Consider the following 24,462-nt stretch of genomic DNA (forward strand, 5'->3'; position numbering starts at 1 on the left):
ACGTTAGTGAGATGATTGATTCAGACTATCCAGCACAACGGCTCCAATGATGATAATTCCCATCACAACCTGCTGGTAATAAGACGTTACGTTCAATAAATCGAGACCATTGCTGATAACGCCAATTAGTAGCGCACCAAGCAACGTACCGGTCATGGTGCCTGTGCCGCCCGACGTACTGGTTCCGCCGATGATAGCAGCGGCAATGGCATCGAGTTCAAAACCAGCGCCGGCGTTCGGCTGGCCGGTGGTGATACGGGAAGTGAGCAGAATACCAGCCAAAGCCGCCAATCCTCCTGACAGGGCATAAACGATCATTTTTACGGTACTCAACTGAATACCAGACGCGCGGGCAGCCTGTTCATTGCCACCTACGGCGTACATATAGCGCCCCAAAACAGTTTTCCGTAGAATGATGGTGCAGATAATGAACGTAACGATCAGAATAATAATCAACGTTGGAATACCCAGGATTTTCCCGCCACCGATGAAGTTGAACGAATCGGAAAGATTAGAAATTGGTCGGCCTTTGCTCAGAATCAGCGCCAACCCTCTTCCCACGGTCATGGTTCCCAACGTAACGATAAACGGCGGCACTTTGCTACGTGTAATGATGAATCCGTTAAAAGCGCCGAACAACAGTCCTGCCAGTAACCCCATGCCAATCGGCACAACTACCGGATACGTATCAGGATGGGCAAACGTAGCGGCTGCGATTCCTGTAACAGCTACAATTGAACCTACCGACAAATCAATACCGCCAGTGATGATAACGAACGTAACGCCGAAGGCCAGCAACGCGTTGATCGACACCTGCGTAACGATAATCATCAGATTCTGAACGGTCAGAAACGTAGGGGCGAGAAACGTAAGGGTAAGACAGATAGCGAAGAAAGCAACAAAAAGGCCGTATTTGCCCAAACCTCGTAAACGTTCGTTATATGATTTTTCCATTCGTGTTGTTACGTACAGGCCCCGACAGGCTCCGGCTGTCGGAGTCGCTTTAGCGACTAACTCAGTAGCTACAACCGACAGCCGGAGCCTGTCGGAGCCTTCTCAATTCTGCATGGCGTACCGCATAATCGTTTCCTGTGTCGCGTCTTCGGTTGAGAGGGTGACTGTTAATTTCCCTTTCGCCAGAACCAGAATCCTATCGCTCAAGCCGAGTAATTCTGGGAGTTCCGATGAAATCAGAATTACCGCTATGCCTTTCTCTTTCAGTTGGTTGATTAGTTTGTAAATCTCGGCTTTGGCCCCAATGTCGATGCCACGTGTGGGCTCGTCGAGGATCACGAGCGACGGAGAAGAAAGCAGCACTTTGCCAATCACTACTTTTTGCTGATTGCCCCCGCTCAGATAAACCACCGGCTGATTCGGGCTGGCCGCTTTAATTTTTAGATCGTTCATGATGGCCTGCGCAGACGCGGCTTCGCTTTGGGCCTGCACCAATCCGCCTTTGGCGTGCTGTCGCAAACTCGACAACGTAATATTTTGCCGAACGGACAGGCGCGGAATAAAGCCCAGCTTTTTTCGGTCTTCGCTCACGTAGCCGACGCCCCGCTGAATGGCTTCCTGCGGTGATTTTACAGCAATAAATTTACCCTGAAGGTAAATTTCTCCACTATCGGGTTTGTCCAGACCGTAAATAGTCCGGGCGATTTCGGTACGTCCAGCGCCCATCAAACCAGCAATCCCCAGCACCTCTCCCTCGTAGGCCGAAAAGCTAATGTTCTCAAATTCACCCTGTCGGCTCAGTTTTTTAACCGACAGAACTTCTTTTCCACGTTCCGTTTTAGAACTCGGAAAAAGACTCTCGATTTTCCGCCCGACCATCATCGTGATCAACGTATCAATATCCAGTTCGGAAGCGGGTTTGGTGCCAATGTACGTACCGTCACGCAAGACGGTGATGGTGTCGGATATGGTGAATATCTCGTCCATTTTGTGCGAGATATAAATAATAGCTACGCCTTTGGCGGTCAGGTCTTTAATAATACTAAATAACGTAGCAACTTCTTTGTCGGACAGCGCAGAGGTCGGCTCATCCATAATGATCACCTTGGCGTCGTTCGAGATGGCTTTGGCAATTTCCACCATCTGCATCTGCGCTACGCTCAGGCGTTTCATCGGCACGTCGGGCGCAATGTCGACACCCATTTGTTTCAGCAATTCGGCGGCTTGCTGGTTCAGATTTCGGTCGTTCAGCCAGCTAAACAGATTGCCGTTTGCTTCCCGACCCAGGAAAATGTTTTGCGCTACGGTCAGTTCCGGAACCAGCAGCATTTCCTGGTGAATCATGGAAATGCCTTTTTTCATTACGTCTCGAACATGGCCCGTTGTCAGGTCGTCGCCTTCGAACTGGATTTCACCTGAATCGGGAGTTTCGAGCCCAATCAGGATTTTCATCAGCGTCGATTTTCCCGCCCCGTTCTCGCCCATCAGCGCGTGCACTTCCCCGCGACGTACCGCCAACTGAACATTATCCAGCGCCTTCACGCCCGAAAATGTCTTCGTTAATCCACGTACCTGAAGAATGTAATCCTGATTTACCTGCATAACGTAGTGAGGGCCGTTCAGTCGATTCTCTAAGACCGTAATCGGCCAAATATACCGTAATGATAAAACTACGCGCTGATTTTGCTACGTATTACGTCTCCTAACGTAGTAAAATCGCTGGTTTCAATAGCCCGAAGTGAGTCTGTCAACGTATTATGATGAGTGATATGCTTTCTATCAGAACGTAATGAATACACTAGCTCCCTGTACGCAACTAGCCATTCACGGTGGCGAAAAAATGGTTACTACTACGTTTCCCTGGCCAATTTTTGATGAACAGGAAGTGCAGGCCGTGGCCGACGTAGTACGTAGCGGTCAGTGGGGAAACCCCGATTGTGCCGGGCTCGTAGCGGAATTCGAACAGCAATTCGCTGATTATTGCGGCAGCAAATACGCGCTGAGTTGCGCCAACGGTTCGGTATCGCTACGTATGGCGCTCATTGCCTGTGGCGTAAAACCCGGCGATGAGGTAATTGTGCCGCCTTATACGTTCATTGCCACAGCATCGATTGTGTTGGAAGCCAATTGTGTACCGGTTTTCGTAGACATTGAACCTGATACGTATAACCTCGATCCGACGGCCATTGAAGCGGCCATCACCGAACGTACAAAAGCTATTATTCCAGTTCATTTTGCGGGACTTCCCTGCAATATGGATGCCATTATGGACATTGCGCGTCGGCACAATCTGCGCGTGATTGAAGATGCCGCGCACGCGCACGGAGCCGAATACAATGGACGTAAACTTGGCTCCATTGGCGATGTGGGCAGTTTCAGTTTTCAGTCGTCGAAAAATCTGAATTCGGGTGAAGGCGGTATGGTGATTACGAACGACGATACGTTGTACGAAACGATGAATTCGCTACGTAACGTCGGGCGATTGCCGAAGGGGCAGTGGTACGATCATTTCAATCCGGGCTGCAATTACCGGATTACGCAGTTACAGGCCGTTTTGCTCAGTCAGCAACTGAAACGGCTTGAAGGACAGACCATTATCCGAGACAAAAACGGACTTTATCTGGATAATTTATTGGTCGATATTAAAGGTATTACGCCCTTGAGCCGGGGAAACGTAGCGATACGTCATAGTCATCACCTATACATTTTCAGGTACGATAAACGTGAGTTTGGGGATACGTCGAAAGCGGATTTTGTAGCGATGCTGGCGGCTGAAGGTGTGCCCTGTTCGGGTGGGTATCCACATCCGTTGTATAAACAGCCCGTTTTTCAGCAAAAAAACTGGATGTGCTACGCTATTCCTGACTCTGTCGATTATGCACAAACGTACTGCCCCGTTGCCGAGCGAGCCTGCGCTGATGAAGCTGTGTGGATTTTTCAATTCGCCATGTTAGGTACTCGAAGCGATATGGAATCGTTTGCCGAAGCGATCCGTAAAATTCAGCGGGCAGTGAGGAAATAGATAATGTAAAATGCGCAATGCGATCGGCACGTAACCATTTTTCAGTCAATATTTTTCATTAGTCATTTATGAACCGGTTTTGGTCGTTTTTACTGTTCTTATTAGTCATTAGTAGCCCATTGATGTTGATGGCGCAGCCGCTTTCGCTGCAACGGGCTGTGATGCTGGTGTCGCCGTCGATACCCCTGCCAATGCGCGAAACAGCTCCGCAAATGCTCAGCGAAGAGATTGCGAAACGAACGGGCGTTACGTTAAAAACTGGTACAAACTGGTCTAAAGCAAATCCGGTTAACGTAGCATTTGTATTGTCGACGGATAAAGATTTACAGGGTGTGCCCGTCCCGACCAGTACGCAAAAAGATCAAGCAGAAGTTAAGCCGGAAGGGTTTCGGGTAGTTAGCAACGTAACGGCGAACGGCACTACGTTATGGATTATTGGTGCCGATGCGCGTGGAATTCTGTTTGGTACGTCTTGGGTGCTACGTCACCTGAATATGGAAGCGAAACGGCTTGAGTTGCCTCAGTCGGTGGACGTAGCGTCGTCGCCCGCGTATCCAATTCGGGGGCATCAGTTGGGCTATCGGACAACGGCTAATTCGTATGATGCCTGGACGGTGGCTCAGTTTGACCAGCACATTCGCGAACTCGCCATTTTTGGGACCAACGCTGTTGAAGGTATTCCGTTTCATGAAGAAGAAAAACCGAGCCCGCATTTTAAGGTTTCGCCTACTGAGATGCGGGTGAAAATGGGCGCGATTTGCCAGAAATACGATCTCGATTACTGGGTTTGGACACCCGTTACGTTCGAGCTCACGAATGCCGCCAAACGGAAAGTTGAACTCGATTTACACGAATCGTTTTACAAAGCCTGCCCCCGTCTCGACCATATTTTTGTTCCCGGTGGCGACCCTGGCGACAACCATCCCAGAGAGGTCATGCCGTTTTTGAAAGACCTGCACGCGTTGCTCATCAAGTACCATCCGAAAGGAAAAATCTGGCTTTCGTTACAGGGTTTCAACGTTGAACAGGTTGATTATTTTTACGATTACCTGGCTCAAAATAAGCCCGATTGGCTGGCCGGTGTAGTGCATGGACCAAGCAGCCCAAATCTGGCCGAAACGCGGTATCGGCTACCGAAACAGTATCAGATTCGGCAGTATCCCGATATTACGCACAATGTCCGTTGCGAGTTTCCGGTTCCTCGTTGGGATCAGGCGTATGCGTTGACACTCGGTCGAGAAGCGCCGAATCCAAGACCTTATTCATATGCCAAAGCGCAGGCGGCCATGGCTCCGTTTACTGATGGATTTGTTTCGTATTCAGACGGTTGCCACGACGACGTGAACAAGGTTGTCTGGAGTATGCGGGGCTGGAATCCCAATCAGGATGTGCACGAAATTCTGGCTGATTACGGGCGTTTTTTCTTCGGTCCGAAACTGGATGCTCCTGTTGCCGATGGCATTGCGGCTCTCGAACAAAACTGGAGCGGGCCGCTGGCCGAAAATGGCGGTGTCGAAGCTACGTTCACGTACTGGAAGCAACTAGAAACCGAAAATCCGGCGCTACGTAGCAACTGGCGCTGGCAAATTTTTATGCTACGTGCCTATTACGATACATACACCCGCCGACGCTTACTTTATGAGCAATCGCTCGAACAAAGGGCAAACGAACGGCTGGCTCAGGCCGAAACCATTGGCGCAGAAGCAGCTATGAAACAGGCTTTGGACGTAGTAAATCTGGCTGATATAAAACCAGTTTCGCCAGAGCTAAGGCAAAAAATAGAAACGCTTTGCTCGGATTTATTTACCTCTATCGGCCTTCAAACCAGCGTTCCGAAATACAAGGCCAAAGGATATGAACGCGGTTGTCTGCTCGATTTTGTGGATTATCCACTCAATAATCGATGGTGGATGACCGATGGGTTTGTGAACGTAAAATCGCTGAAAACGGACGATGAACAGGTAGCGCGTCTAAAACAGATGGGCACCTGGGAAAATCCGGGAAAAGGAAGCTTTTACGACGACGTATCAAGCATCAGTAAAGGGCCGCGGGTGAAAACCGTTTCGGACGATGCCACCGACATTGCGTGGTGGAAAGATGGTTTCAGTCGTGCCCGATTGTCGTCGCAGACGTATCAGCGCTGCCCGGCACTTGACTATGATAACCTCGACCCTGGTACGCGCTACGTTATCCGGGTGGTGGGTTTCGGCGAAGCGCTGCTACGTGTCGATGGGCAGCGGCTGGAGCCGATTGTCTACCATCGGGAAGCCGATACGATCAAGGAATGGATTGTTCCCCTGGCGGCTACGCAGGATGGACGTATCAGCGTTACGTTCGACCAGCCCGAAGAATCCCACCTGAACTGGCGGCAGAATTCCCGAATCTCCGATATCTGGCTATTGGCTGAAAAACCGAAGGACTAATTATCCAGGTTTGTCGGGTTGCCCGAAACCACACTAAAAACCGAGGCTTTGTCATGTTAACAAAGCCTCGGTTTTTATTTGTTTTTAAATTCACGCCAGCTTCCGGTATATCAACTCTAATTCGTAGTTTACTTCCCAATGCTTTTGATTACCCAGATACTATTGGAGTCAGTATTTTATTTGTTAAGCCATGTGTTCATCATCTCGTGGCTGAAAGACATTATTTTTACTACCTAAACAAAGCAATTTAGTAACAAAGTGGCTATTCGTTTGGTAGTTAACCAACAGATTGATTTTGCGTGCGGTATTGCTACTACTTGCCTCAACTATGACTGACGAGCAACATCCTCTTGATACAGCCCAAAAGCTAACTCAGCGGCTGGATATTGACTTTGCTCTCCAGGCGGCTGGCCTGGGTGTTTGGGAGTTAAACCCTGTTACCAATCAAGTTCTCTGGGACGACCGTTGCCGGGAGTTATTCGGATTGGCCAAAGATAACTATCTGTCTTATGAACAGGCTATTCAATATATTCATGCCGATGATATAAACCGGGTTAGTCAGGCCGTGCAGTGGGCTATGAACCCGCAGTCGAACGGCCTGTTTGATGAAACCTATCGTACATTAGGCGGTGATGACGGTCAGTTGCGCTGGGTGCGTTTCTATGGCAGAAGTTATTTTTCAGAAAATGGTGAAATTTATCGCTTTGCCGGTGTGGCTCAGGAAGTAACGCAGCAGATACTGGGTCAGCAACGCGAAGTTACCACTCGCCAGGATGCGCAACGACAACAGCGAATTTACGAGGCCATTACGGCAAGCACCCCTGATTTGATGTATGTCTTTGATCTGAACTATCGGTTCACATACGCCAATCGGGCACTGCTGGAAATGTGGGGCAGCAGTTGGGAGGAATCGGCCGGAAAAGGCCTGCTCGAAATTGGATATGAGCCTTGGCATGCCGAAATGCACGAACGGGAAATCGATCAGGTAGTGGCCACCAGAAAATCGATTCGGGGTGAAGTGTCCTTTCCTCATGCCACACTGGGCAAACGAATTTACGACTATGTATTTGCCCCGGTTCTTAACGAAAAGGGCGAAGTGGAAGCCGTAGCAGGTACAACCCGTGATATTACAGATATTAAGCAGGCCGAAGAAACCCTGCGTGAATCGGAAAAAAACTACCGCACCCTTTTTGAGTCCATGCAGGAAGGCTACACCGTTTGTGAGGCTATCCGCGACTCAGACGGAAAAATGATTAACTACCGATTCTTACAGGTGAATTCCGCTTTTGAGAAACTGACGGGTCTTACGCCAGAACAAACGCTGGGTAAAACCGCCTGGGATATATTGCCGGGGCTGGATACAAAATGGTATGCTACGTATCAGCAGGTTATCGAAACTCGCCAGCCGATTAAATTGGAAGATTACATTCCACCCCTTAACAGATGGTATCTTCTTACGGCGTTTTATTTTGGCGAGGAGCAGTTTGCTGTCTTGTTTGATGAAATAACCGAACGTAAACGGGCCGAAGCAGCCTTACAGGTCAGTGAAGAGCGGTTCAGGTCGTTTGTAACGGCTAGTTCAGATGTGGTTTATACCATGAGCGCCGACTGGCGGCACATGAATCAGCTGGAAGGAAAGACGTTTTTGGCTGATACGCAGGAACCCAGCCGCGACTGGTTACTGAAGTATGTTCCGTCGGAAGATCAGATTCCGGTAGAAGCGGCTATCGAAGACGCTATTGACAACAAACGTATTTTTGAGCTGGAACACCGTGTAATTCAGGCGGATGGACAGATAGGCTGGATTTTCTCCCGGGCCGTACCTATTCTGAATGAGCAGGGACAGATCCTGGAGTGGTTTGGCACTGCCAGCGATGTTACCGAACGAAAACGGGCCGAAGAAGCCCTGCGCCAGAGTGAAGAACGTTACCGGCATCTGTCGGCCGAGTTGGAAGAACGGGTAAACGCTCGTACTCAGGCGTTAAGCCAGGCCAATGCCGATCTGAAACGGTCGAATGATAATCTGCAACAGTTTGCTTATGTAGCCAGCCACGACCTTCAGGAGCCGCTACGTAAAATTCAGTCGTTTAGCACCCTGTTGACGGAGCAAATGGATGAGCAACTGAGCGCTACGTCCAGAGATCATTTACAGCGTATTACGGCAGCGGGCGCCCGTATGTCCACACTGATCAAAGATTTACTGGCGTATTCGCGCATTTCGACTCGTAAACAAATTTCTGGCTCCGTTTCGCTCGAGGCCATTATGGCTGGCGTGCTTACCACGCTCGAGTGGGAAATCAGCCAATCGGGGGCACAGATTAGCGTTGATGCTCTGCCGTTGGTTAAAGGGGATGAGTCGCAACTAGGCCAGCTATTTCAGAATTTACTGACGAATGCTATCAAGTTTGTGCCTCCCGGCCAGTCTCCTCAAATCCGTATTGAATATGCCCAGCGGTCGCTGAGCGAGTTGCCGTCTGGCGTGAGTCCTGGTATAGAGTCACCGATTTATCATCAAATCGACGTAACGGATAGCGGAATTGGGTTCGATAAAAAGTATAGGGATCGTATTTTCCAGGTTTTCCAGCGTCTTCATAGCCAAAATGAGTACGCAGGAACTGGTGTAGGATTGGCGATTTGTCAACGTGTAGTCGAAAACCACGGTGGAACCATTACCGCCAGCAGCCAACCCGGCCAGGGCGCTACGTTTAGTGTATATCTCCCGGTCTAAAAGGTTGTGACACAGAGAAGTTGTATGGTTGTAGAGTTATGCCGGGTTGCCGGGTCTGGCACATCAAGGTTTTAACTCTGCAACTTTATAAAGGCGTTATTGACGACAGGCTTAATTCTAAGAATGTAAAGTTCAACGTAGTGATTTAAGGGTTACCAGTTTAAGCTTAACTGAAAAATCACCTTTAGTATTGGTGAGGTCAACGAAGTGGGATTAGCTCTGAGCCAACGATGAAAAAAGTGAATTAATAGTAGCCAGTTTCTGAAGAGGGCAGGGCTTTTTTCATTTATCGATTAATCTATTTAATACATAAATTTTATTTAAAGAGTAACAAACTATTTATAAGTGAGCTCGGGTATATACCCATTTCCATTTTTCTATTTTCAATCTTTAATAAGGAATTTGTATAACTAGTTGGCCAATAATAAATAGCAACAAGTGTTGCTGATCTGCCTCTCTTTTTTGTCTGAAAAACTAAAAATTGATTGTTTTTAGCACCAGGTTACAATAGGTCAAGTCAATGTTACAATAGTGAAAGCCCACCGTACCGGGTGATTCTACCTTTGATCCATTGGAAATTCTTCCATATCACTTAAATCGTTTATTACTATGCGTTCATTTATCCTAGTAGCGCTGCTCTCAGCAAGTTTACTGGTGACAGCCGGGGCCTGTACGTCTGGATTAATCGATCCGGCCGGTTTTGCAACACCCCCGCCACCACCTCCTCCTCCGCCACCCCCACCTCCTCCACCGCCAGTTTACAATGTGGCTCCTACTGCACCGACTATTTCGCAAATCAATCAACCTATTAATAAAAGTGTCACTTTCACCTTGCCAGCCTTCACTGACGCGAATGGTGATCCATTAACCTATTCCCTCGCAGGAATGCCAGCTGGTATGACTTTTAATACAACCAGTCGGGTAGTTACGGCTTTGATTACCAAGGCAACTACCTATTCCTTACAATACAGGACTTCGGATGGTAAAACACAAAGTGAGATAACTATAGTGGTTAAATTTTCCTGAAACTGTTTATTGCTCGGTTGGCATATTTAATCAGATATGCCAACCGAGATTTGTTTAACCATGCCTTATTTGATACGTTGGCGACATTAGCCTGTTTCTTCTACTGAAGGAACTTACGCTACGTAGGGCGTATCGATTCGGGAAGATATTCCGACGACTACGCCACTTATATTATCGCTTGGACCGCGTGGAAATACGGATTCTATCGCTATGTAGACGGTTATTTTTTCGGCTTATTGGCTGAAGGTGGGCCAGGGTTACTTAGGGCTTGTAAAGCCACTAATTTTTTTCGCGTTGCGGAAGTCTCTTTTAGAGAAAGCGCCTTCTGAAAATTGGCTCTGGCATTGACAGTGTCTTTTTGGGCTACAAAGTAATCCCCATACGAGTCATAGGCGTTGAAGCTGGCTGGGTAATTTACCACATTGAGTTTGAACAGACTTTCCGCTTTTTTAAACTTCTTTTGGGAGACCATATAAGTGCCCAGTTCATTGACCAGACCTTCCGGGGGCTTCACCGTATAGCCCAACTGCCGGGTGGCGGCCGCAAAATGGGTTCTCAGTTTATCGGCTAACTGGGTATTATCTTGCTCATAGTCTTGGTCGGTCAGCTTTAAGGAGTAGGCCTCAAAAATGAAATGGAGCGCGTCGTACTCCGTGATGAGTGGCACCGAGCTATGGTCGTCCAGCCCGTAGTATTTCCCCTGGTAACGTAGGCCGGTTTGTCGATTGGCCTTTAGCAAACGATCCAGGGCTAAGATGGAGCGAATGTGTTTGGTCGATCCACTCGTGTCCGCCTGTACCCGTAAGGTATCCATATTGGACTCCATCGTATTGGCGATACCCATAAACAGGACTTTGCCCGCATACTTCTGGCTGGCTATAACCTGCCTGGCGGTATTGAGCAGCTGTTGATCCGCCCACCACATACTGGGGTCGATGGCCACATAGGCGTTGAACAAGTTGGGGTGACGAATGAGCGTGTTGATAACCAAAAGGCCACCCAGCGAATGGCCGATGAATAGTTTGTAGGGCTCAGTGGGATACTGCGAGTCAATGTAAGGCATTAGTTCGCCTTCAATGAAGGCGGTGAATGCCTCCCCTCCGCCCGAGTTCTTACGTCGTGTACTGTCAGCAGCCGATGGAATCATTCCGCCCCCCGGAGTGGGGGTCAGATCCCGTAGCCGGTTGGTATTGGCAATGCCCACCACGATCATCTCGGGGCAAATTGTATTGCCATTGACGGTACTTAGTTGATGGATCATGCCTACTACCGAGGGGAAGTGGCTTTCGCCGTCCAGCAGATAGACGACCGGATAGCGTCGTTTGGATATCCCTTCCTGTTTATAACTGTCTGGGACGTGCACCCATAGTTTACGCGTCTCATGGAGAACTTTTGAAGTCAGGCTATCAATTTTACCGATGACAATTTGCTGAGTTGGCTGGGCAAGTATTAGCCTGGGTAAGAGGATAAATAGGGTGAGTGTAAACCATTTTTTCATAGAGTTCAGGTAAGAAGATTGATTGCATAAATGGCCACAAGCCAACGCATATTATACACCAGTTATGGTTTAGCTAAACTACGAAAAACGTTAGATTAACTATTCATAAATTATTCGTCTCAATAAATGGACCTGCTACCTTTAACTGGACATTAAGTTAAGCATGATCTATCTTAGTGAACTATGAAAACCAGGAGGTAGTACGACCGCTACGGCGGACCGTGAGGAATTTAAACGAATGGCAGTGGAGTTGGCCGATGCCAAAGGCTCTCTGAAAATGACCGCTGAAGAATTAGGTATCACCCCACAGATTCTAACCAAGTGGCGCAGAGAACGCTTGGCTACCCAAAAAGCTAATATCAGTGGACGAGTGGGGGTCAGTCAAGAGCAGCAGGAAATTCTGCGGTTGAAAAAAGAATTGAAACAAGTTGAATTAGAGCGCGATATACTAAAAAAGGCGGTCAGCATCTCCTCCAGGAGCGACGGGGCATTTTTCAATTCATGAAAGCTCGTCATGCTGTTTTTACCGTTGAGACCGGTCCGCCGGTGCGGATGTGTAAAGTACTAAATGTAAGCCGCAGTGGATATTACTACTGGTTAGGGCAACGACCGACCAAAAGAGCGAAAAAGAATGCGACGATACTTAAGCTATAAATACTTCATTTACAGGTAGTAAGGAGCGGTGCGGTAATCCGAAAATCACTCGAAATCTGGCGGCTCAAGGTATAAACGTATCCTGGCCCCGCGTCGCTAGGCTGATGAATAAGGCTAACCTTAAACGTGTCGTTCAAAAGAAATACGTAGTCACAACTACTGATTCTAAGCATAACTATCCAGTGGCAGAAAATCACCTAGATCGTCAGTTCAGCCCCGTGATAGTCTATTAGCAGACTTTTCAAAGCAGATTAATAGCTAAACAGTCAGTCTTTGAATATATGGAGATTTGGTACAATCGACAACGAAAGCATTCAGCGTTGGGTTATCTTTCTCCTTTTGAATACTATAGTGGGTAACTCCACCATGTTGCTTAAAGATTTGTCCAGTGGTTTAAGTCCGGCCTGAGCCGTACCTTTTTTAGAAGCACCCTACAAATGGACAACTGTAGCGTAGGCTGATTTTGGCACCGTCAATTTTTTTAGCAGTTAGCCTAGGTAGGGTTCAACAGTTTTAACGTCTGCTGCCGGTATAATTTACCGATGGGTATCAAGTGACCGCCGATAGCAATCTGATCGGCGGTAAACGAATCAATCTTGTCCAAGGAGACCAGGAAGGAACGGTGGACCCGCAGAAATGAGGGGCTGGGCAGCATGGCTTCCAGAGCCGTGATGGCATATTTGGTGATGATGGAGCCTTTTATGGTATGAATCCTAACATAATCTTTCAGGCTTTCTATGTAAAGAATATCACGTAGAAAAACCTTCACCATTTTCCGCTCCGCCCGGAAATAAAGAAAGGCTTCCGAAGCCGTTTCGGGTGGGTGCGCCATGGGCGGTTGACCCATCGGCGAAAACTTTTGGTCGGGTAAGGCTTTACTAACCGACTTTAAAAACCGTTCGAAACTGATTGGCTTAACCAAGTAATCCGTAACGTCCAGTTCAAAGGCTTGTACGGCATAATGCTCAAAGGCCGTTGTTAGGACGATTTTAGTCGGTTGGGTTAACATTTTGATCAGCTCGATACCCGTTAGTTGCGGCAGTTGAATATCCAGAAACAGCAGATCAATCGGCTGCTGTTTTAAGGCTGTGAGGGCCTGAATCGCGTTGGTACATTCGCCGATTAGGGTAAGCATGGGCATCTGATTGATATACCGACGCAATACTTCCCGGGCAGGGGGTTCATCATCGACGATCAGGCAGCTATAGTTAGTCGGCGACTCCATTATAGACTGATTTGATAGACTCAGGATAGGCGTGTGTTAAGGTAAGCGACAAGTTAACAATATACATCTCTTCTTCATCATGGATAGCTAGTTCATGTTGGTTCGGATAATTTAATTCCAGCCTTTTCCGAACATTGGCTATGCCTATACCGGGTAACCCAAGCTTATGGCCCGCTGGCTTGCCATTAATCAGTTTCATCGCCAGTGTATCGTCGTGCAGGGTCACGGTTAAGCTGATCCAGGGGTTTTCTATCATGCGACTAGCCCCATGCTTAAATGCGTTTTCGAGAAAGGGCAAAAGCAGGAGTGGAGCAATGAGATGATGGGTCGTTTTGGGCAATTGCACCACCATGTCAAGCCCATGATCGTACCTCGCTTTTTCTAACTGTAGATAGTCACTGATCATGGTTAACTCCTTTTGGAGGGGAACCAACGGCTGACTACACTCATACAGGATATACCGCAGCAAGTGCGAAAGGCCCAGGATCATCCCGGATGCTTTTTGAGATACATCTTGTGTCAATGAATAAATCGTGTTGAGCGTATTGAATAAGAAGTGCGGGTGCAATTGGGCTTTCAACATCTGAAGCTCAGCATTTGCCTTTTCTTTTTCCAGTTGAAGAGCCCTTTGCTGCTTTTCCTGAAAGCATTTCAACAAGTGGATGGCCGCAGCTACCCCGCCTACGGTAATGCTGCCTCGCAAGCCGGCCAGCATGGCTACCCCGAACTGAACCGAGAAGGCGGGATGCAGCTCGCTGGCCACAACGGGCGATAACCGATCGGCAAGTTGGTGGCGGAGCTGATCAATAATTGTCATCGACAAGGTAGCCGATAAAGCCGCTGTTAGTAACACCAATACTACAGCACAAAGGGTAGCCAGGACGTACTTACCGGGTATAACTAGTCTGGGAATAACCAGATACATGAGCGAGTAAGCCAGAAATAAGCTTGGTATGAGGTAAATCAGCGTTTCCGGTAAGGTAATCAACAGGCGATGCCCAAAGGGCTGCCGTTGCAAAGCGGGTGATGGCGAAAAGGAATACAGCAGCAGCTGGAACAAAAACCAAAGCAGCCAGAACGTCAGATGCCGCCCTAACCGCCAGGCTGTCGTTTTTGAATAAATAAAGGGGAGTTGCTCCATGATGGGTCGGGGTCTGCCACGAAGATACAGATCGGTAACCAGATAAAACGAAGATCAAGTACGTATTCGACCAAGGTGGCTACGTTGTCGATAAGCACAGTTAGTCGACGACGAAATGCGCTTATCGACAAAAAAACACTGTCTGTTTTCAGGGCCGAATGGTTAGTCGACTTCTCAAAAAATGCAGTACCGTCTTGCCTACTTTTGAGAAAAATGAACGCCATGAAAACGTTGCTCACTCTCTTTTTACTAGGCCTCGCCACCACCCGGGTGTTCGCACAGATAGACACCACCAGCTATCCGAAAGAACGACAGGCGATCCGGCAATTACTACGTCATCAGCAACCCGGCACCCTGATCGACTGTCCTGATTTTATTGCGGTTGGTCCCAAAGGCGATATTTCCTTTTCCCATCAGCAATGGCTAGAGGTGCAGAAAAAAGAAAAGCTGGTTTTTAAATCGGTACAACCCGTTGCCGGCCATCAATTTATCCGAATTTATGATGGCACGATGGCCGTGGTTAACGCGCTGATCAACGTAAAGCTGGTAGTTGATGGGCAAGACGTGACCATCAACGTACGTCGCCTGGAAGTGTACCATAAAGCGGCCACTGGCTGGTGCCGCGTAGCCGGTCAGGGAACGCAGGTGGATGAAAAGCTATTTCCCGTTACTGGTAAATAACCTACTTCTCCTCGTTACGAGTCAGCCAGGATTGTTGTCATCGTAGGTAAGCTTGCCATTAGCTCGTGAAAGACTTTCACGAGCTAATGGCAAGCTTGACAAGTTTCACTTCTTCTCTCATTCACGGTTATGAACAAACTACTTGTTTTTTGCACAATCCTATTTTTATTAACAGACAGTTGGCAGGTAAACGCCCAGACTCGAACTACCCTATTCATGGGCATTGCCAATGATCAACTCAATGGCACATTTAATACCGTTTATGGCTTCAGAGACAATATACCCGGAGCGACGGATGCACCCTCGTATGCACATGGACAGGGAAACACGCTGGTAGGTGCTAATGCCAGTAATTATACCAACGGCTCAAACAACACATCCCTCGGCTTCAATGCAGGCGGTTGGTTTCTGAGTGGCTCCCAGAATGTGTTTATCGGCACCAATACCGCTTCTTCCTATAGAAATACTGACATTAACGGTACAACCACTAGAACGCTCACCGGCAACTGTTTTTTGGGCTATCAGGCGGGCACCTCTAATCAGGCCGATTACAACGTGTTTATCGGCCATCAGTCAGGCTATAGCAATGTAACAGGCACCGATAATGTCTTTGTGGGGACCAAAACAGGGTATGCCAATACAGGATCTAGCAATACGTTTCTGGGCTTTCAGGCGGGTCAAAGTAACACTACAGGTTCCAATAACCTCTTCCTGGGGTGGCTGTCGGGGCAGGCCAATACCACCGGCCTGTTGAATGTCTTTGTGGGCGGTTACACCGGGTATAACAATACCTCGGGCCAACTCAATACGTTCCTGGGCTACGCTACGGGTTCGGGCAATACCACCGGTCGGGTCAATACGTTTCTTGGCGGCTACGCGGGTGAAAACAACACAACGGGTATCCAAAATACGTATGTAGGCTATCAGGCGGGCCAATCGACAACCACGGGCAACACAAATACGATACTGGGTTATCAGGCAGGCAGCAAGCTCACCACGGGCAGTAACAACATTATCATTGGTCCCTCCTCGGGCACCGTTGTTCAAACGGGCAGTAACAACATTATGCTTGGGTTCAATGCCCAGCCTACCAGTAGCCTTCTTCAGAATACAGTAGCCATAGGTACCAACGCCACCGTTGCCTTAAACAATGCCATCGTTTTAGGGGATTACACGAACACCAGCATTGCGGTGGGCATCGGTACGAATTCACCTCAGTTTCCACTGGATGTACGCGGTACGATCAACCTGCGCAACAATGGCAAAATTAAATTTGCCCATTTGAGTAATACCCTGTTTGAGAGTACCACTGACCAATTTCTGACGGTTAATGAATTAGGGGAAACCGTGCTGGCCAGATATCGATTGAAGATTGACCATGTCAATCAGTGGAGTGATAAGGTATTTGACAAAGGATATCGTTTACCATTACTAACTGAAGTTGAACAGTATATTCAGCAGTACGGGCATTTGCCAAAGGTGCCCCCAGCTGAGCAAATAGTCAACGAAGGGGTTGATCTGGTACAGATGAATGCGTTGTTGTTGGAGAAAGTAGAAGAGCTAACCTTATATAGCATTCAGCAGGATAAGAAAGCAGCCCAACAACAACAGCGAATTGACCAACTGGAAGCTCACCACAAAAAAGACATCGAACAACTCAACGGGCTCCTTAAACAACTTCTGGAGAAGCGCTAGGAAAGGGCAGCCTGAGGCCCACTGAATGCATCAGCATAGTGTTATGTGAATGGGATTGTAGCTACAAGTGTCATTCAGGAAATAGGTCTGGTAAAAGTATTGGGAGCGTTAATGGAATTGCTCATAGTCCAGACGATGATTCGCCAATTATATTTTTATATATCTGGGTCGGCAGAAAGAATACGTTTCCTATTTTGGTAGCAAAGCATCCCGTTGACAACCCAGAAAGAGTATAACCGCTTCTAGTTGACACTGCTATATGGACCTCCCCTTATGGTTTATTGCCATCATTCTGATCCTTGTCGGTAGCTTGTGGCTCCGACAAGGCATCCGGCAACTGCTCAAGTGGGCGGGTAGCTCCATTCTGCTCAAGCTGCCAGCAGTTCAGCAGAGCGACCTCTTCGGGGTGACCAAACCTGGTACGTACGCCATCTGGCAGACTCGTAAAACCTATGGACAGGCATCGGTGAAGATGCCCACGCCTATTGTCGCGTCGGTCCCTGCTGGTAAAAGGCTCCAGCTTCACAAGGTCTCTTCCAAGGTGATGGTCAGCGGCATAGGGGAAACCCGCTTCCAGATGTTTACCTTTCGGGCTCAGCCTGGAGACCACAAGCTCGAATTACCTGAGCTTAGCGACGAGCGAAATTACGTCCTTGAAATTCGGGAATATAAGCCAACCTATCAACTGGTTCTGGCCATTCTGTTGACCATCTTAGGTGCTGCGGCTCTAATCATAGGCATCGTTATTCTGATTCAAAGCGTACTGCCTGAGAGCAGATCGTTACCATAGAGTAACTGCCGTCAACGCTTCTCTTATTGCTGTTTTATACCCAGTTCACCTCTTAAAAGGCTTCTGACTAGTTGAGACAGGTAAAAATGTAGTAGTTCAGCTATCGAAAACAAAATTCTCATCAAAGGCTCCCACCTGTGACTAAGGGCCAAGCTTAATTTAAAGCGATTATTAGACTGCTGTTTAGCTATTCATAGCTCATCCTTTTAACTTGTTACTTGTAATGTATGCATGCAGCTGGATATTCTGGAAGTAAAAGAATTGCTTTTAGTAACCTAGGCCCATCTACGAGTGTTTGAACAGCTGGAAGCTGAGCGGATCGCAAAAAAAACGGACCAGTCACTTCAGCTAATAGAGAAGCGTATTCAGACGCTTGCGGAGGAAATAATGGAGCTGATTCGCGAGTAAAATGCGTAACATTAAAGCAAGTAAACCGGTGCTGGTCACCGCAACTTGACCTTAGTTGTGATGATCTATTCTTCAGTATATAAATACCTGATATTTAGTAAACTATAATTGAATGATGCCTAAACAAATAGAAATTGACGGAACCGCCATCAACGACATTGCCTCCTTCTATGAGGAGATCAATCGGGTATTCATGGAGGGTGAAAGCTGGCGGATCGGCCAGAGCCTTGATGCGTTCAATGATTTACTGTTTGGAGGCTATGGGGCTTTAAAAGGGTTAGATTCGGTTGAGCTGGTCTGGCACCATATGGACCACAGCCGGAATGCGTTAGGCTATCAAACGACCCGAGCCTACTATCTGGAAAAGCTTAAACCTGGATTACCCTACAATAAAAAACTGTTTGCAGAAAAGCTAGCGGCTCTGGAAAATGGTAGTGGTGAAACGTATTTTGACAGCATACTGAGCCTTATTGCCGAGCATCCAAGGGTTAGGGTGATCACTGAGTGAGGTTATTATTGGGGCTGATAGTTGTCCGTCTCCCTGATCAGCAGCCGCGAGCACTTGTTCTCGCATAAAGACTCCATTCATGCTTTATATACTTTCAAAGGCAAGTGACGGATTTTATGTAGGGCCGCGCCACAGTGGACGCCTGGCGGTCCGCCGTGGCGTTACGAAACGGCAAACGCCCCGTTTGGGGCTAATAAACGAATAGGAGCGATAAAGTTTTTTTACAGTAAGATGATTTTTTCATCAAGAATATCTCTTGAAAAGCGCTTGTGAGAACTTGAGTATGGAGATTGAATTATTCATTAATGCCATGATTTTAGCAGCTTTGTATATAACTCCTGCACCTGCTCTTTTTCATAGTCGGTGCTCAGAGTTTGGTCCGCATAGTGAAGCAATAGGTCTGCTTGTTGACGCAGAATGAGCTTCCGCTCTGCATGACAAACGGCCTCATTGACTAAGGCCAGCGACCGTAATAACCGCCGAAGAACGGCGTGATTTCCCTTGGCGTTAATCCGCGGCAAATCGAACGCCAGCCGGATGTAATCCTCAAAGGTGGCACTGCGAACCAAGACCCGTAGGTGCCGACCATCCGACCGCAGCCGCGCCGGAAACTCACGTCGGCTCAGTTGTTCACTCAGCGCACCCAGGTAATCCACCGCCATGATGGCCGTCGTCGTATCATTGATGCCCGGCGAAAGCGCCTTTAGGATAATATCTACTAACTGCTGAATACCAAACCCCACATCCTGTTCCACGTTCCGATGGCGACCAATGCTCACGTAATCCATCAAATCATCAGGCCAATCGGCTTCCTTGGGGTCAGCACGCTCCATTCCACTACGTACCCGGAAGAGCACCGTTCCCTGACCCACAAAGGCACCCATTTCCTTCTCGATCCGTACTACCACCCGGTGTCGGGTGGCCCACTTGAGTAAGCCCTGGATATTGATCAATTGCAAGTACCCGGATTGATTGGTGGTGACGGCATGCCAGCCCGTTTGCTCGTCGGTATATCGCAGGGCCGCTTCGGCTTGCAGTGGATCGTCAATGGGTTCGCCCAATCGATCAGGAAACAGTTCGGCTATGGCTTTGCCGGTTTCGTGATAAATACGTTGAACAATCGTACCGGTCTGGAGCGATTCGGCAATGTGATGAATAAAAAAGATCAACGCTGCGACACCGCCCAAGGCTAACAGTAGACCTCCTAACACGGCTGTAGAGGGCACAAACTTCACCTCGTCATTCCCTCGAATGGTACCCAGTACGATCAGGCAGTAGGCAAACACGCCCACGAAATACCCCATTACGAGCTGATTAAAGCGGTCCCGCATAAAGTTGCGCAGCACGCGGGGTGAATACTGACTGCTTACCTGAGAAATCGTCGATAAGGTCAGAGAAAAAGCCAACGTAGCGACTGTCAACATGGACCCCGAGATGGCCGATAACATACCCCGGGCCCCATCGGCCCCCGAAGCAAACAGCAATGGAAAGCGTTTTTCGCCGTGCCAGCTTGTATGGGCATCAAACGCCACCAGGCCATAGGCCAGCCCGAAGGAAGCCAGCACCATCAGCGCTGGCACAAACCAGAGCGATTCCTGAAGTTGTTGCCAATATTGGCGCAATCGGGTAGACATCCTAAAAGAGATTAACTCTTGGGTAAACGGCTTGCGCCACGAATAGTTACATACCCATCTGCTGTACGTATTGAGGAACTGGAAACTAACGGGGACGCTACCGGTGAATAGGGTGGGATTGCCCCGTAATATTTACTTAGATGCATCCCTGGCTACGTATGGATGTATTTACCCTGATTACCCTCCCATTTGAGATAAAGTGGGTATTGCTGTTTATTGATTGGTATAAAAAAGCGTAAATCTGGCTAAATGGTAATCTTTGCATATATTTAAGTGTTGACTCAACTTTCTTTATCCAATTTAAACCGATTCTTGATGTCAAAACTTCCCTGGGCCAAATATCTCTTCAGTATACTGATAGTAGCCATCATTATTACTTTAACAGCCAAGTATATCACTGGTACCCCGCTTTTCTTAATTCCGCTGGCACTGGGACTGTATTGGCTTTTGCTACGTGTCTTTACCGGAATAACGGGCTATTAGTAAGCATCGATAGTAGGGAGAAATCACAAAAAATGCTCCTTTTACACGACTAATCTCTACAGCCTCCGCAATTCCGGTCTTACGGCGCAATTCGTTCAGAAAGTCGTTCATCTTCTGATTGGTGATTGTGCCTCTCGATATAGGCTGTAAAGGATTCAATTACCGTAGCTACCTCCTCAATTGATTTACTCTTTTTGGCGCGGCCTAATTCCGTGTCGAGGTGTTGTTTAATAGTTTCGTTGTTGAGGGGTATTTGAGCGAGTTGCAACGCGGTCAAAACTTTCTTAGTTGCCGAATGCCATCGGTCGAGGTGTCCATTAACAGTTTCAAACGGTTCACGGGAGGCCCGGTTCTTTTGATTCGTATAGGCACGTTGGGTGGTTGCATTCCACTGTAAATGCTCAATTGTTAAGCCGGTTGATGATTTAAATCGACTGTTTTCGTAGCGAAAAACTAGGTTTATGAGTGTTGGCCGGTCGGCGCGGGCATCTTTATGTAAGAACTTAATATCCTAATCTGAAATATTTTTCATTGTCTGACTTGGTTGGTCAGTATCAAGTCAGACAATGAAAAATATTTCAGATTAGGGGACGCAATAGAGGACAGATTTACTTTACTTTTTCGTATTTCTTTTGAGAAGATATAATAAATAAAAAAAGGTTAACTCGCTGATTTTTAGTGTAATTAACACTTTTGCGAATTAACCTTTATCAGAAAAAAGAGCCTCCTACGGGATTCGAACCTGCGACCTACGCATTACGAATGCGTCGCTCTACCAGCTGAGCTAAGGAGGCTTTTGTGCTGTTTGAGGGTGCAAATATATACGTTCGTAATTATGTGTGCAAAAACCGTGTCTATTTTTCACTATTACTCGCCTAATTTCGGGCGATAATTGCGCTGTAAAGACAAAACAAACGCTTTAGTGGTATGAACGTAACGAACCCACTGCTCATTGACGCCCATTTGGACTTATCGTTGAATGCCATTGAATGGAACCGAGATCTTCGCCAAACGGTCAATCAGATTCGGGAGCAGGAACAGGGAATGAGTGATAAAATAGACCGAGGGCGAGGAACAGTCGCCTTTCCCGAACTCCGCCGTGGGAATATTGGTCTGGTTGTCGCTACACAAATTGCCCGATTCAATCAAAGCAATGGCAATCTACCCGGCGCTGGCTGGAATTCACCAGAGCAGGCCTGGGCCATGACGCAGGCGCAACGTATCTGGTACGAAACCATGCAAGATGCTGGCGAGATGGTGCAAATCAAAGATCGGGAAGGGCTGGAGAAACACGTAGCACTGTGGCTCGATGAAACTCAGCCGAATGAAAATAAACCCGTTGGCTATATTTTGAGCCTGGAAGGAGCCGATTCGCTCGTCAATCTCTCATATCTGGAAAAAGCGTATACTTATGGCCTACGCGCCATCGGACCGGCGCACTACAGCACGGGCCGATACGCTCCGGGGACAGGTTTAAGCGGGCCTTTAACGGCACTTGGTCGTGAACTGGTCCGTGAAATGGACCGACTAGGTATGATTTTGGACGCTACCCACTTAACTGACGAAGGTTTTGATGAAGCCCTTAGCCTTTTCAAAGGGCCGGTTTGGGCCAGTCACCATAACTGCCGGGCATTGGCACCGCACCAGCGCCAACTCACCGACGATCAGATTCGTCAATTAGCGGAGCGAGGAGGGGTAATAGGTGGTTGCTTCGATGCCTGGATGATGAAACCCGGCTTTACGCAACGTATCAGTAGCCCTGCCGCTTTCGGTATCACCATCGAAACGATTATTGATCACTACGACCATATATGCCAGCTCACTGGTAATAGCGAACATATTGCCATCGGCAGCGATTTAGACGGTACGTATGGCATCGAACAGTCGCCCAGTGATTTGGATACAATTGCTGATTTGCAGAAACTGACCGGATTACTGGCCAAACGAGGTTATTCAGCCAGCGATATTGACAACATCTTCCACAAAAACTGGCTCCGTTTCCTGCGGACTGCGTGGAATTGAAGTCATAAAGAGGTTAAAAAGTTGTAGGGTTATAGGGTTGTAAAGTTGGCTGACGCCAAAGTGTATGCGTCAGCCAACTTTACAACCCTATAACCCTACAACTTTTTAACGTTAAACCAATACAGCTTTCAGAATCTGGTCCAGAATAAGCCGTCCGTCGGTGTTGCCGAGCGCTGGGTCAGCGGCACGTTCGGGATGGGGCATCATGCCGAAAACGTTTTTGCCTTTGTTGGTCACACCCGCAATATTTTCCAGACTACCATTTGGATTGGCTGCTTCCGTAACAGCGCCGGTTTCGTCGCAGTAGCGGAATAACACCTGACCGTTATCATTCAATGCTTTCAACGTATCGGCATCGGCAAAATAACGCCCTTCGCCGTGAGCCATTGGAATTTTATAAGCTGCTCGGTCCAGATCGGCCGTAAGCAGCGCATCGGGCGATTGTGGAGTCAAATAAATATTCTTGCAGACGTATTGCTGATTGGCGTTACGTAGCAGAACACCCGGAACCAGCCGAGCTTCGGCCAGCACCTGAAATCCATTACAGATTCCCATCAGATACCCGCCCCGGTTGGCGTGCGCAATCACCTCGTTCATGATGGGGGAGAAGCGCGCTACAGCACCGGTACGTAGGTAGTCGCCATACGAAAAACCACCGGGCAGAATAATAAAGTCGCTGCCTTGTAGATCGTGGTCTTTATGCCAAAGCTTAACGACTTCCTGACCCATCAGTTCTAACGTATCAACGGCATCCTGATCGCAGTTAGAGCCGGGGAAAACAACAACGCCAAATTTCATAGCAGATAAATAAGAGATAGCAAAAGGGAATACAAAGGTAACGATTCAAACGCCAGATTCACGATTCACGAGCTGTCTTCTGCAACTGAGTCAGCATCTGGTTTCAATTGGGTTATGAAGTGGGTTGTTTTGTCAGGTCTTTATTAGATGAAACCGTGCAAATCAACTACAACTAATGAACAATAAATTACTCGGAATCATTGCCTTAATCGGCGCGCCGTTTCTGGCCATTAATACGTATCTGCATGTTCAACATCAGAGCGGTCAGCCACCGGTTTATACCACTAATTCACTTAGCGGGTTTTTCGATCTGCTCTACATATCAGGCTGGCTTTGCAGCATCATAGCGCTACGTCAACTTAACGCAACCAGCTCGGATCGGTTCGGGCAGATTATGCCTAAAATCATGTTGATTACACTCGGATTAGCCGATCTCTGGAATGTATACGAAATGATTTTGCCTAACCACAACACCTGGCTTTATCATGCGCTGGATATGTTTTGGCCAATCAGCAACGTAGCGATGCTAGGAATGGGTATCGCCGTCATACGCGGGCGTCAGTTACCAGGCTGGAAACGCTACGTTCCTTTAGCCTGTGGATTATGGCTCCCGCTTACAGCAATCTGTTTTCTGCTACCTGAAAAGGTAGGATTTCATCTGTCAAATGTTTACACAGCACTGGCCTGGACACTGCTGGCACTGGTAGTATTGACAAGCGAAGAGCCCCAACGAGGGGCTCTAGATTCTGTAACGCTAGTATAAAATAATGAC

The 24,462-nt window shown here is 47.9% G+C and carries 18 protein-coding genes, 1 tRNA gene and 2 pseudogenes; 13 read left to right on the forward strand and 8 right to left on the reverse strand.

The features are described from left to right. Positions 1-3: 3 nt before the first annotated feature. Both ACYVF1_RS03995 and ACYVF1_RS04000 read right to left on the reverse strand, forming a co-directional pair. The gene (locus tag ACYVF1_RS03995; protein WP_461075850.1) at positions 4-954 is read right to left on the reverse strand and encodes an ABC transporter permease; all 951 of its coding nucleotides are present in this window, start codon (positions 952-954) and stop codon (positions 4-6) included. 102 nt (positions 955-1,056) lie between these two features. Continuing rightward, the gene (locus tag ACYVF1_RS04000; RefSeq protein WP_461075852.1) at positions 1,057-2,556 is read right to left on the reverse strand and encodes a sugar ABC transporter ATP-binding protein; all 1,500 of its coding nucleotides are present in this window, start codon (positions 2,554-2,556) and stop codon (positions 1,057-1,059) included. A gap of 187 nt (positions 2,557-2,743) precedes the next feature. On the opposite strand from ACYVF1_RS04000, the gene ACYVF1_RS04005 reads away from it, so the two are divergent. From ACYVF1_RS04005 to ACYVF1_RS04020, 4 genes are all read left to right on the forward strand, one after another. Beyond that, complete coding sequence (locus ACYVF1_RS04005) at positions 2,744-3,976, forward strand: DegT/DnrJ/EryC1/StrS family aminotransferase (RefSeq protein WP_461075854.1); 1,233 nt, start codon at positions 2,744-2,746, stop codon at positions 3,974-3,976. Positions 3,977-4,044: 68 nt separating this feature from the next. Then, the gene (locus tag ACYVF1_RS04010; protein WP_461075856.1) at positions 4,045-6,399 is read left to right on the forward strand and encodes a hypothetical protein; all 2,355 of its coding nucleotides are present in this window, start codon (positions 4,045-4,047) and stop codon (positions 6,397-6,399) included. A 328-nt stretch (positions 6,400-6,727) separates the two neighbouring features. Then, positions 6,728-9,127: a PAS domain-containing sensor histidine kinase gene (locus ACYVF1_RS04015; RefSeq protein WP_461075858.1), complete on the forward strand. Its 2,400-nt coding sequence runs from the start codon at positions 6,728-6,730 to the stop codon at positions 9,125-9,127. A 609-nt stretch (positions 9,128-9,736) separates the two neighbouring features. Continuing rightward, positions 9,737-10,153, forward strand: coding sequence for a hypothetical protein (locus ACYVF1_RS04020; protein ID WP_461075860.1), 417 nt, complete (start codon positions 9,737-9,739; stop codon positions 10,151-10,153). Between the two features lie 220 nt (positions 10,154-10,373). On the opposite strand, the gene ACYVF1_RS04025 is transcribed toward ACYVF1_RS04020, so the two are convergent. Then, positions 10,374-11,651 (reverse strand): alpha/beta hydrolase, encoded by a 1,278-nt coding sequence (locus ACYVF1_RS04025; protein ID WP_461075862.1) that lies wholly within the window; start codon positions 11,649-11,651, stop codon positions 10,374-10,376. 235 nt (positions 11,652-11,886) lie between these two features. Between ACYVF1_RS04025 and ACYVF1_RS04030 the strand changes: the two are divergent. The 3 genes and pseudogenes from ACYVF1_RS04030 to ACYVF1_RS04040 form a co-directional block, all read left to right on the forward strand. Further along, positions 11,887-12,156: pseudogene (locus ACYVF1_RS04030) on the forward strand (transposase); the annotation flags it as partial. Between the two features lie 145 nt (positions 12,157-12,301). After that, positions 12,302-12,538, forward strand: a complete 237-nt coding sequence (locus ACYVF1_RS04035) for an IS3 family transposase (protein ID WP_461077805.1) — start codon at positions 12,302-12,304, stop codon at positions 12,536-12,538. A 3-nt stretch (positions 12,539-12,541) separates the two neighbouring features. Further along, positions 12,542-12,664 (forward strand): annotated as a pseudogene (locus ACYVF1_RS04040) (IS3 family transposase); the annotation flags it as partial. Positions 12,665-12,798: 134 nt separating this feature from the next. Here ACYVF1_RS04040 and ACYVF1_RS04045 read toward each other — a convergent pair. Then, positions 12,799-13,530, reverse strand: a complete 732-nt coding sequence (locus ACYVF1_RS04045) for a LytR/AlgR family response regulator transcription factor (RefSeq protein ID WP_461075864.1) — start codon at positions 13,528-13,530, stop codon at positions 12,799-12,801. Continuing rightward, the gene (locus tag ACYVF1_RS04050) at positions 13,514-14,671 is read right to left on the reverse strand and encodes a sensor histidine kinase (RefSeq protein WP_461075866.1); all 1,158 of its coding nucleotides are present in this window, start codon (positions 14,669-14,671) and stop codon (positions 13,514-13,516) included. Before ACYVF1_RS04050 ends, ACYVF1_RS04045 begins: the two co-directional genes overlap by 17 nt. Before the next feature lie 213 nt (positions 14,672-14,884). On the opposite strand from ACYVF1_RS04050, the gene ACYVF1_RS04055 reads away from it, so the two are divergent. The 4 genes from ACYVF1_RS04055 to ACYVF1_RS04070 all read left to right on the forward strand — a co-directional run bounded on the left by ACYVF1_RS04055 (position 14,885) and on the right by ACYVF1_RS04070 (position 18,753). Next, complete coding sequence (locus tag ACYVF1_RS04055; protein WP_461075868.1) at positions 14,885-15,352, forward strand: DUF4440 domain-containing protein; 468 nt, start codon at positions 14,885-14,887, stop codon at positions 15,350-15,352. Between the two features lie 129 nt (positions 15,353-15,481). Continuing rightward, a complete protein-coding gene (locus ACYVF1_RS04060) occupies positions 15,482-17,047 on the forward strand; it encodes an autotransporter outer membrane beta-barrel domain-containing protein (RefSeq protein WP_461075870.1) in 1,566 nt (521 codons plus the stop codon). Positions 17,048-17,306: 259 nt separating this feature from the next. Continuing rightward, complete coding sequence (locus tag ACYVF1_RS04065; protein ID WP_461075872.1) at positions 17,307-17,837, forward strand: hypothetical protein; 531 nt, start codon at positions 17,307-17,309, stop codon at positions 17,835-17,837. Positions 17,838-18,357: 520 nt separating this feature from the next. Then, entirely contained in the window at positions 18,358-18,753 is a 396-nt protein-coding gene (locus tag ACYVF1_RS04070) for a barstar family protein (protein ID WP_461075874.1), read from the forward strand. Between the two features lie 302 nt (positions 18,754-19,055). On the opposite strand, the gene ACYVF1_RS04075 is transcribed toward ACYVF1_RS04070, so the two are convergent. Both ACYVF1_RS04075 and ACYVF1_RS04080 read right to left on the reverse strand, forming a co-directional pair. Next, positions 19,056-20,387 (reverse strand): DUF2254 domain-containing protein, encoded by a 1,332-nt coding sequence (locus tag ACYVF1_RS04075; protein ID WP_461075876.1) that lies wholly within the window; start codon positions 20,385-20,387, stop codon positions 19,056-19,058. A gap of 1,204 nt (positions 20,388-21,591) precedes the next feature. After that, positions 21,592-21,664 (reverse strand) — tRNA-Thr (locus ACYVF1_RS04080). Positions 21,665-21,797: 133 nt separating this feature from the next. Here ACYVF1_RS04080 and ACYVF1_RS04085 point away from each other — a divergent pair. Then, positions 21,798-22,892 (forward strand): dipeptidase, encoded by a 1,095-nt coding sequence (locus ACYVF1_RS04085; protein ID WP_461075878.1) that lies wholly within the window; start codon positions 21,798-21,800, stop codon positions 22,890-22,892. 111 nt (positions 22,893-23,003) lie between these two features. Here ACYVF1_RS04085 and purQ read toward each other — a convergent pair whose 3' ends face one another. After that, a complete protein-coding gene (gene purQ / locus ACYVF1_RS04090) occupies positions 23,004-23,690 on the reverse strand; it encodes a phosphoribosylformylglycinamidine synthase subunit PurQ (RefSeq protein WP_461075880.1) in 687 nt (228 codons plus the stop codon). A gap of 175 nt (positions 23,691-23,865) precedes the next feature. Between purQ and ACYVF1_RS04095 the strand changes: the two genes are divergently transcribed. Beyond that, on the forward strand, positions 23,866-24,453 hold the full coding sequence (locus ACYVF1_RS04095; RefSeq protein ID WP_461075882.1) for a hypothetical protein: 588 nt from the start codon (positions 23,866-23,868) through the stop codon (positions 24,451-24,453). Positions 24,454-24,462 lie beyond the last annotated feature (9 nt).

This window comes from Spirosoma flavus (genome assembly GCF_054778555.1).

Coding starts and splice junctions, on each gene's coding strand:
- ACYVF1_RS04095 (WP_461075882.1), top strand. CDS start 23,866: ATGAACAATAAATTACTCGGAATCATTGCCTTAATCGGCGCGCCGTTT.
- ACYVF1_RS04000 (WP_461075852.1), bottom strand. CDS start 2,556: ATGCAGGTAAATCAGGATTACATTCTTCAGGTACGTGGATTAACGAAG.
- ACYVF1_RS04085 (WP_461075878.1), top strand. CDS start 21,798: ATGAACGTAACGAACCCACTGCTCATTGACGCCCATTTGGACTTATCG.
- ACYVF1_RS04070 (WP_461075874.1), top strand. CDS start 18,358: ATGATGCCTAAACAAATAGAAATTGACGGAACCGCCATCAACGACATT.
- ACYVF1_RS04045 (WP_461075864.1), bottom strand. CDS start 13,530: ATGGAGTCGCCGACTAACTATAGCTGCCTGATCGTCGATGATGAACCC.
- ACYVF1_RS03995 (WP_461075850.1), bottom strand. CDS start 954: ATGGAAAAATCATATAACGAACGTTTACGAGGTTTGGGCAAATACGGC.
- ACYVF1_RS04010 (WP_461075856.1), top strand. CDS start 4,045: ATGAACCGGTTTTGGTCGTTTTTACTGTTCTTATTAGTCATTAGTAGC.
- ACYVF1_RS04025 (WP_461075862.1), bottom strand. CDS start 11,651: ATGAAAAAATGGTTTACACTCACCCTATTTATCCTCTTACCCAGGCTA.
- ACYVF1_RS04020 (WP_461075860.1), top strand. CDS start 9,737: ATGCGTTCATTTATCCTAGTAGCGCTGCTCTCAGCAAGTTTACTGGTG.
- purQ (WP_461075880.1), bottom strand. CDS start 23,690: ATGAAATTTGGCGTTGTTGTTTTCCCCGGCTCTAACTGCGATCAGGAT.
- ACYVF1_RS04060 (WP_461075870.1), top strand. CDS start 15,482: ATGAACAAACTACTTGTTTTTTGCACAATCCTATTTTTATTAACAGAC.
- ACYVF1_RS04015 (WP_461075858.1), top strand. CDS start 6,728: ATGACTGACGAGCAACATCCTCTTGATACAGCCCAAAAGCTAACTCAG.
- ACYVF1_RS04055 (WP_461075868.1), top strand. CDS start 14,885: ATGAACGCCATGAAAACGTTGCTCACTCTCTTTTTACTAGGCCTCGCC.
- ACYVF1_RS04075 (WP_461075876.1), bottom strand. CDS start 20,387: ATGTCTACCCGATTGCGCCAATATTGGCAACAACTTCAGGAATCGCTC.
- ACYVF1_RS04050 (WP_461075866.1), bottom strand. CDS start 14,671: ATGGAGCAACTCCCCTTTATTTATTCAAAAACGACAGCCTGGCGGTTA.
- ACYVF1_RS04005 (WP_461075854.1), top strand. CDS start 2,744: ATGAATACACTAGCTCCCTGTACGCAACTAGCCATTCACGGTGGCGAA.
- ACYVF1_RS04065 (WP_461075872.1), top strand. CDS start 17,307: ATGGACCTCCCCTTATGGTTTATTGCCATCATTCTGATCCTTGTCGGT.